Source organism: Janthinobacterium sp. GW460-12-1-14-LB5 (genome assembly GCF_059423585.1).
This window is the reverse complement of the sequence record NZ_JBWKYD010000026.1, coordinates 78,530-86,780: the sequence shown is the minus strand read 5'-3', so window position 1 is coordinate 86,780 and position 8,251 is coordinate 78,530. Positions and strand designations below refer to the sequence as shown.

Sequence of the window (8,251 nt, the reverse complement as noted above, 5' to 3'; positions counted from 1 at the left end):
CGCTACCTGAGCGACGGCAGCGGTTTCGCCACCGGTGAACGCGATGGCAAGCAGGTGTTCGGCGCGCTGGTGGGCGGTATCGAGATGCGTCAGGAAACGTGGATGTGGTCGCCGTATGGCCGGGTGGAACTGATGTCGGCCAAGCTCGATCCGTACACGGAGAAGGCGGCGGGCATCAACGCCCTGAGCTACTTCAAGCAGACGGTGCGTTCGCGCATCGGCGCGCTGGGCGTGCGGGCCGAGGGCATCTATGTGGGCGGCCTGGGCACGTGGTTCCCGCGCGCGCGGCTCGAGTACCGGCACCAGTTCCAGGGCGCCGATGATGCGCGCCTGGCGTATGCGGATCTGGTGGCCGACGGTCCCGTGTACGTGATCCGCACGGTGCCGCAGCAGACGGGCAACTGGACGGCGGGCCTGGGCGTCAAGCTGCTGCTGTCGAACGGCATGACCATCACGCTGGACTACAACAGCAATCTGAACATCGATAGCGGACGTACCCAGTCGGTGATGTTCGGCATCGCCATGCCGCTCAGGTAATCACGTCGTCAGGCTAGCCCCGATCGCCGGCCCGGAGTCCATCCGGTCCGGCGATTTTTTTTGTCACAGCGACCACGGATGGTCTTCTGCGCCGGCGACGATGCCGCCCAGCACGGCCTGGTCGCGTTCGGCATGGCTTTGGCGCAGGAACACGGGCAGGTCGGCCGCCAGGCGCGCGAAGCGGGCGTCGCGGCACAGGGGGCCGGCGCCCAGCGCACGCGTGGCCAGGTGCAGCACCAGGGTGGCGGCATCTTCCACCGCCAGGCGCAGGCGCAGGGCCAGGGCCATCGCATCGCTTTGCGGGTGCCGGTCGATCTCGGCGGCGCCTTCGCGCAGCAGGGCGCCCACGGCGCGCAGCGCGCAGTCGATCTGCCCCAGTTGCGCCAGGCGGACGGGGTCGGGGGCGGCGTGCTGCGCGCGCGCATGCAGGTGGCTGGCGACGGCGCAGGCCGCGCCATACCAGGTGGCCGCGATGCCAGCGCTGCCGTGCCAGAAGCCGGGGCGGGCCAGGTACGCGCCCGGCGCGCCCACGGGAAAGGCGCGCGCGGCAGAAAAAGTCACGTCGACGCTGGCGCAGGCATGCATGCCGACGGCTTGCCAGCCTTCGCCCGTGACGTGCACGCCGGGCTGCGCCAAGGCCACCGAGGCGAGGCAGGCCTGGTGCTCGTCGTTCCAGCAACTGATCAAGGCATGGCTGAGGCCCTGCGCCCCGGCACACCAGGCCTTGCGGCCGTCGAGCACATGGCGGCCATCGGCCGTCTGCCGCAAGCGGACGCGCGCGCCCGGCAGATCCGCGCACCAGACGCCCCAGCTGCTGCCGGCCGGCACGCTGGAGCCGCCGATCTCCGCCAGGATGGCGAGCGCATCGGTATGGCCTTCATACAGCTTGAGCAGGGAGAGGTCGACGGCGGCGATGGCGGCCAGCATTTGCCAGCGCTGCAGGGTGGCGCCGTGGCCGGGCGGGGGCAGCTGGTCCAGTCCCGCGTCGCGCAGCCGGCTTAAACCTTCGATGGGGTGGAAAGTGCCGTCCTGCGGCTGCAGCAGGGCATCCAGCGTGGCGTGGGAGGGCAGGGAGAAGGTATGCTTCGACATGGCAAGCTCCTGTTTTTTAACAGGATAGCTTTTTATTTTTGCAATGTCTGTTTGATTTTACACAGGCAGCCGCGAACGGCCACGATTCCATGACGTGGCCGCAGCAAATCATGCATTTACTTTTTCACGTAGTGCAAGTCCAGGACATACACGCCTTTTTTCGGATCCAGCACCACCGAGTACAGGTCGTTGCCGCGCAAGGACAGGCCGCCGGGGACGCTTAGCGCCGGCTGCATGCCTTCATCCCACATGCATGATTCGCCATTGTCGACATTGACGCACCACTGCTGTATGTTGTCGCGCAGCACATATTGCACGCTGGTGCCGCTGCGCTGGAAGGTATAGGCCGGAACCGACGAGGTGATCTTGTCGACGCGCAAGCTCGTTGCCGCGGCATTTTCCGCCAGCTTGATCAGCATGTCGGCCGTACCGTCCGGCTTGCCGGTGATCTTCGCGCTCATGGCGTCCGTCGCGACCACGGGGCCGGAGCAATCGGCCTTGAAGTAAGTTTCGCCGGTCGGTGTCAGTTCCAGCGAACCGCTGCCGTCGCTCTTGAACGCGATGACGAGCACTTGACGGTCGTGATCGTCGCACGCGGATTGCCATGTGCCGATATACGCGGCCAGTGGCGAGGTGCTGCCGGAATCGCCGGCAAGCTGCTGAGTCGTGCCGCCGCCACCGCCACCGCAGCCGCTCAGGAGTGCCGCCGCCGAGCCGGCCAATACTGCCAATAATTTTTTCATTCAGAGTCCTTTTCATCCGGCAGCGGTGCGTGCCGTAAACGCGGCCTCATTATAGAAGTCTTAATGGGCGGCAATTCTCACTGAATCTATCGCCGACTTGATTTAGATCATGTCGCGGCGATGCACTGAAATGGTTTGAGGGAATGATGGGAGGATGTGGTGTAACTGGTGCGCATTGCGCCGTTCACGCGGCGCAATGGCTGATTATCGGCTGATTTATTGTTTTACATAGTGCATATCGAGCACATAAGCACCGTCTTTTTCCATCACGGTAAACAATTCGTTACCGCGCAAATAAAAGCCGCCCTTGCCACTTACTGCCTGTTGTATGCCGGTATCCGCGATGTCCGTGGTGTCGCCACTGCCATCAGTGATGCGCCAATGGGGTTTGCCATCGACCAGCACCGTGGTGACGGCCGGGCCCGTAAACTGGATGGTGTGGGCTGGCAGCGACGATACGACCTTGTCGATGCGGATGTCCGAGGCGGGGCTGTCCGCTGCCAGCTTGAGCTGAATATTGCCAGTACCGTCTGGCGTTGCGGTAATTTTCTCGCTCGTCGTTTCCGTGAATTGCACGGGACCGCTGCAATCGGGAGTGCCGAAGGTTTCGTCGTAGGTCGACATTTCCAGGGCGCCGCTGCCATCGCTTTTGAGGGCCACGACGAGGCGCTGGCGCGCTTGGTCTTCACAAGCGGGTTGCCAAGTACCAACATAAGCGGCCAGTGCCGGTGGAGGCGGGGGCGCGACCACCACTGGCGGGACAGCTACGGCAACACTACCGCTGCTGCCACTATTGCTGCCACTATCGCTACCACCACCGCAGCCAGCCAATGCCACTGTGCCCGATACCATTAATACAGTCCAAATTTTTTTCATGCGTAATTCCTATAAATTATCAGCCGGCTGGAGGCCGTACCGTATGCGCGGCGATATTATAAAGGAAATGCGTATCTTATTTTTCTTGAAATCTGAAATTGGCTGCAATGCTTGTATTGAAAGTGCGGCCATTGAATGGCGGCGAGAAGAAACAGGCGGGTGCCGCGCATAATCATGAATGAAGCATGTATTTATATGGCGGCATATAAAGAACGTTATTGCCATTGCGAATGCGGCGGGTGCAGATAGTACCGGCGCCTGAGAATGGCGCCGGCCGCCGCCAGAGATGGCCGGATTAAAACTCTTCCCAGTCATCGCCTGCCGGCGTCTTGGCCGGCGCATGCTGTGCCGCGTGAGGCTTGGCAGCGGCCAGGCGTTTGGCCGGCGGCGCCGTCTTTTGCGGCGCGGCGCGCGGCGTTGCCACGGCTGCCGCCGGCGTTGCTGTCGGCGCCACCTGGCGCTGCTGCTCGCCCAGCTTGAACACGCTGACCACCTCGGCCAGGTGGCTGGCCTGGTCTTGCAGGCTTTCGGCGGCCGCCGCCGCTTCCTCGACGAGGGCCGCGTTTTGCTGCGTCACGCCATCCATTTGCGCCAGCGCCTGGTTGACCTGGGCGATGCCGTCGCTTTGCTCGGTGGTGGCAACGCTGATGTCGGCCATGATGGCGGTCACCTTGCGCACGCTGTCGACCACTTGTTCCATGGTGGCGCCCGCCTCATCGACGAGCTTGCTGCCGGCCGCTACCTTGCCCACGGAATCGTCGATCAGCAGCTTGATTTCCTTGGCCGCGGCGGCCGAGCGCTGCGCCAGGTTGCGCACTTCCGTGGCGACGACGGCGAAGCCGCGCCCCTGTTCGCCCGCGCGCGCCGCTTCCACGGCCGCGTTCAGGGCCAGGATATTCGTCTGGAAGGCGATGCCATCGATGACGGAAATGATGTCGACAATTTTATTGGACGAGTCATTGATCGACGTCATGGTCTCTATGACCTTGCCGACCACTTCGCCGCTCTTCTGTGCCACACTCGATGCGGAGGCAGCCAGTTGATTCGCCTGGCGCGCGTGGTCGGCGTTTTCCTTGACGGTACCCGTCAGCTCTTCCACCGAGGCAGCCGTTTCTTCCAGCGAACTGGCTTGCTGTTCCGTGCGGGCCGACAGGTCATTATTGCCTTGCGCAATTTCCGCGCTGGCGCGGGCCACGTTGTCGGCACTGGCTTGCACTTGCAGCAGCACGGCGTGGATTTTTTCCACGAACTGGTTGAAGCCCTTGCCGATGACGGCCAGCTCGTCCGTGCCCTTGACTTCCAGCTTGACGCGCAGGTCGGCGTCGCCGCTGGACAGGTCCGTCATGGTGCGGCCCAGGGTGCGCAGCGGGCGCGTCAGCTGGTTGACGACGAGGATCAAAATGCCGGCCGTGGCCGCTGCGCACAGCAGGGCGACGATCAGCGTGTAGATCATCAGGTCGCGCGCCGAGGCGGTGGCCACGCTTTTCGGGAAGTTCAGCTCCACGCTCCACGGCGCGATATCGGGGTGGATCTGCAGCGGCTGCAGCAAATGGATATAGCCCTTGTCGTCCTCGTATTCATACGCCTGGCCCTGGCGCACCTTTTCCAGGCCGGCGGCCGGCACGTCGTCGGCCTTCTTGCCCAGCCGTTCAGGCACGGGGTGGCTGGCGTACAGGCCGCCGTTCGAGATCAGGGCCAGCTTGCCGCCCTCGATCACTTTCAGGCCGGCCAGGATTTTCGCCAGGCGCGTGAGCATGAAGTCGGCGCTGGCCGTGCCCTTGAAGCTGCCATCGATCATGATGGGCGCGACAAGCGAAGCCATCAGCACATCCTTGCCGTCGACGGGGTAGATGTACGGTTCCGTAAAGAAAGTCTTGCCCGTGCGCTTGGGCACGTCGTACCAGTCGTTGGCGCCCGGTTTCGGGTCGAAGACGATGGGTTCGACTTGCAGCTTGCCGCCGGCGCCCCGCGTCCAGTAGGGCATGAAGCGGCCGCTGGCGTCATAGTTCGGCTTTTGATTGGCAAATTCCGCATCCTTGCCGTCGAGCGCGTTCGCTTCCCACGTCACGGCCGCGCCCAGCAAGTCTTCCGAGCTGGTCAGCGTCGCCTTGGTCAGTTCGTTGATCTGCTCGCGCTGCAGGGGCAAATTCGCGCTTTTGGTGCCGCGCATGGCGCCGGCCAGGCTGGAGACGCTCGACAGGTTGCTGGCGATGCGCGCCTGCAGCGCGCCGGCCACTTCGCGTGCCGACGTGCGCGCCAGTTCCAGGGCGGCCGCTTCGGCGCTGGCGCTGCTCTTGTAGCCGATCACCGCCGCCGTGACGCCCAGGCTGAGGACGGCGAGCGCGGTGGCGGCGACGCAGATTTTACTGTTCAGTGATAGTTGCATGATGCTGTTCCTTGGTGGGGAGAGGTATCGGTGTCTCGGGCGTCGCGGGTAGCGCGCCTAGAAAGTCTTGCTGATGGCCAGCACGAAGGTGGCCGCGGCCGGGTTCGAGGTGTCGAACCGGCCGGCCGCATCCGGGATGCCCAGGGTGTAATGGTCATAGGCGTCGGTGGCGCCCCAGGCGCGCGTGAGGGCGGCGCTGGCGCTCCAGCCGCCGTCGAGGGTTTTGGTGACGCCGGCCTTGGCGTCGCGCCAGTTCCACATGGCGTTGCCGTTGCCTGCCACACGGCCATTGCCTGCGTGCAAGTTCAAGGTCCAGGCATGGCCCAGGTCGATGTTCGCGCCCACGTCGAGATAACCGGTGCCGCGCGCATTGGTGATGCCAAAGAAGTCGCGCGTGACGGTGCGGTTGTACTTGGCGTACAGCATCTTGTAGCTGAGGCCCAGCGACAGCTCGCCATAGTCGTACTTGACACCAGTGGCGCGGTAGACGGCGCCCGGATACTTGTAGTAATACGCGAGCACGCTGTAGCCCAGTTCGCCCACCGTGCCGCCGTAGCCGCCGTACAGGTCCCATTCGACCGTGGCGTCCTGGATATAGCGGTCGCTGACGGTGGAAGCCCAGGTGCCGAGCGACCAGCCGCTAGGGTGCGCATAGTCGAGGCCCGCCTGCAGGGCTGGTTTGCCCCAGGTCTGGCGAAAGCCGCGCGAGATGTATTGCGAGGTCAGGCTGGCATTGGCGCTGAAGGTGGCGGTAGTGCCGTCTGCGGTCTGCGCCTGCACGGGCAGGCAGGCCGCCAGCAGGAAGGCGCAGCCCAACAACGATGATGCGGGAAAATGGCGGTTCGATGGCATGGCAGTCGGCTCCGTATTTGCAGGCAGCGGCCGTCCAGGCGCGTTGCCCTGATGGTTGCGATAAAAATGCGGAAAGGACTTTATTGGGAGCAAGGCGATGCCGTCAGCATGCTCGCGCGAACATGCACACATTCTCACCAAACGTAACTGAAAGGATAGGGGGTGGGGCTAGTGGAAGTCAACAAAGTTGCGCTATGGAAATCGTAAGTTGTTGTTTCTCGGCACTTTTTCATGCGCCTGTTAGATTCCCGGTCTGCCACGGCTGGCTGCCTGTTGCAGGCGGGCCAGCAAGCCGGGCAGGGCCGCGTGCAAGGCCGGCAAGTCGGCCGCCGGCAGCTCGGCCTGCGTTTCCACCAAGCTAGATGGCTGGCCCCAGACGACCTTGGCGCTCAGCCGGGCGCTGGCGTCGAGCCCCGTGACGCTGACCAGCAGGGCGACTTCTTCCGGGGCATCCTCGGGCACGTCCTCGAGCAGGCAGGAAATGCCGAAGTGATAATCCTGGAAGGCGCTGGCCGTGCCGCTGGAAAAGGCGAAGACGGAGGCGAGCACCCGTGGCGCCGCGGCCGCCAGTGGCGGCAGAGCGGCGCGGAACAGGGGCAGCAAGTCGTTTTCCAGCTGGCGCACCAGCGGATGAGTGTGGCTGAGGACGGTCATGTGCGGACGAAAGGAGTGGCGGCGCGCGATGGTAGCAGTTTTCGCCGCCGCCGGGGGCCGCCGTCAGGCGGCGTAGCGGCTGGCCATGCTGGTGATGGTGCTTTTCATCTGTTCGCGCAGCGCGGCCGGTGCCAGCACTTCCACGCCATCGCCCAGGCCCAGCAGCCACCATTGCAGTTCGCGCGTGTTGGGCACGGTGGCGCTCAGGTGCAGCGAGCCGTCCTCGCGTTCCTGCAATTGCTGATCCGTGCTCAGCGGCGTCTCGTACAGGTGTTCGCCGCTGCGGCGGGCAAACACGGCTTCGAGCAGCAGCGGTTCGCCATCGCGGATGCCCATGGCGCCGGAGGCGATATACGCGTCGATGTCGAAGCCGGGCTGTTCGCGCGCGGACAGGTAGAGCATTTCCGCCTGCTGCACGCGGTGCAGGGCCAGGGTGCGCACATCGTTGTACCCGGCGAACAGGCATACCAGATAGAGCAACTGGCCGCGTTGCACGATGGCCAGCGGATGGACGGCATCATAGCTGACGGGATTGTCGTTGTCGCGCTTCTTGTAGCTGAGCTTGAGCTGGCGGTTCTGCATCAGCGCTTCATACACGGTGCGCTGGCAAGCTTCGTCGATGACGGGCGCGAGCAGACGCTGCATGGGGGCGATGACGCGTATCTTGCCCAGCCAGGCGGACGAGTTGGCACGCTCGCTGGTGGCGCTCAGGGTCTGGCGCGCCGCGCTGAAATACGGCTGCATGCTGTCGAGGGTGGACGGCGGCAGCGCATGGCGCAGATGCTGTTCCATCAGGGCCAGGGTCAGCGCGGCGGGCGTCGACAGGCCCGGCATGTCCATGCGCGCCGCGTTTTCCATCCAGCACCAGCCAAACGGCTTGCTGTCGGCTGGATTGGTCAGCGGAAAAATTTCGGCCAGGTCCAGCAAGTCGCGCTGAATGGTGCGCAGGCCGATGGCAAAGTCGATGGCCTTGAGCTTGTCGTGCAATTCGTTGGCGGTGATGGTACGAGGCGCCGGCGGTATCAGGCGCAGCATTTGCCATTGGCGCATGATGGTGGAGGGGCGGGGCGCGTGTTCAGACATGGTGGTTCCGTTCTATTGAATGGCAGGA

Annotated in this window: 8 protein-coding genes; 1 reads left to right on the top strand and 7 read right to left on the bottom strand. The window is 64.1% G+C overall.

What is annotated here, in order from left to right:
• Positions 1–537 (top strand): autotransporter domain-containing protein (locus AC07X6_RS23555; protein WP_494792558.1); only part of this gene is annotated, 537 nt, incomplete at its 5' end.
• A 63-nt stretch (positions 538–600) separates the two neighbouring features.
• Here AC07X6_RS23555 and AC07X6_RS23550 read toward each other — a convergent pair.
• The 7 genes from AC07X6_RS23550 to AC07X6_RS23520 all read right to left on the bottom strand — a co-directional run bounded on the left by AC07X6_RS23550 (position 601) and on the right by AC07X6_RS23520 (position 8,223).
• Complete coding sequence (locus AC07X6_RS23550) at positions 601–1,629, bottom strand: acyl-CoA dehydrogenase family protein (RefSeq protein ID WP_494792557.1); 1,029 nt, start codon at positions 1,627–1,629, stop codon at positions 601–603.
• A 116-nt stretch (positions 1,630–1,745) separates the two neighbouring features.
• Positions 1,746–2,372 carry a hypothetical protein gene (locus AC07X6_RS23545; RefSeq protein ID WP_494792556.1) on the bottom strand — a complete coding sequence of 209 codons (627 nt, stop codon included), beginning with the start codon at positions 2,370–2,372 and terminating at the stop codon, positions 1,746–1,748.
• A gap of 216 nt (positions 2,373–2,588) precedes the next feature.
• Positions 2,589–3,248 (bottom strand): hypothetical protein, encoded by a 660-nt coding sequence (locus tag AC07X6_RS23540; RefSeq protein WP_494792555.1) that lies wholly within the window; start codon positions 3,246–3,248, stop codon positions 2,589–2,591.
• 295 nt (positions 3,249–3,543) lie between these two features.
• Entirely contained in the window at positions 3,544–5,634 is a 2,091-nt protein-coding gene (locus tag AC07X6_RS23535) for a methyl-accepting chemotaxis protein (protein ID WP_494792554.1), read from the bottom strand.
• A 57-nt stretch (positions 5,635–5,691) separates the two neighbouring features.
• Positions 5,692–6,486, bottom strand: coding sequence for a TorF family putative porin (locus tag AC07X6_RS23530; protein WP_494792553.1), 795 nt, complete (start codon positions 6,484–6,486; stop codon positions 5,692–5,694).
• Between the two features lie 240 nt (positions 6,487–6,726).
• A complete protein-coding gene (locus AC07X6_RS23525) occupies positions 6,727–7,140 on the bottom strand; it encodes a hypothetical protein (RefSeq protein WP_474292153.1) in 414 nt (137 codons plus the stop codon).
• 63 nt (positions 7,141–7,203) lie between these two features.
• A complete protein-coding gene (locus AC07X6_RS23520; protein ID WP_494792552.1) occupies positions 7,204–8,223 on the bottom strand; it encodes a helix-turn-helix transcriptional regulator in 1,020 nt (339 codons plus the stop codon).
• Positions 8,224–8,251 lie beyond the last annotated feature (28 nt).

What these genes read in the sequence shown, in the direction of transcription:
- AC07X6_RS23540 (WP_494792555.1), bottom strand. Translation starts at nt 3,248, where the DNA reads ATGAAAAAAATTTGGACTGTATTAATGGTATCGGGCACAGTGGCATTG.
- AC07X6_RS23525 (WP_474292153.1), bottom strand. Translation starts at nt 7,140, where the DNA reads ATGACCGTCCTCAGCCACACTCATCCGCTGGTGCGCCAGCTGGAAAAC.
- AC07X6_RS23535 (WP_494792554.1), bottom strand. Translation starts at nt 5,634, where the DNA reads ATGCAACTATCACTGAACAGTAAAATCTGCGTCGCCGCCACCGCGCTC.
- AC07X6_RS23530 (WP_494792553.1), bottom strand. Translation starts at nt 6,486, where the DNA reads ATGCCATCGAACCGCCATTTTCCCGCATCATCGTTGTTGGGCTGCGCC.
- AC07X6_RS23520 (WP_494792552.1), bottom strand. Translation starts at nt 8,223, where the DNA reads ATGTCTGAACACGCGCCCCGCCCCTCCACCATCATGCGCCAATGGCAA.
- AC07X6_RS23550 (WP_494792557.1), bottom strand. Translation starts at nt 1,629, where the DNA reads ATGTCGAAGCATACCTTCTCCCTGCCCTCCCACGCCACGCTGGATGCC.
- AC07X6_RS23545 (WP_494792556.1), bottom strand. Translation starts at nt 2,372, where the DNA reads ATGAAAAAATTATTGGCAGTATTGGCCGGCTCGGCGGCGGCACTCCTG.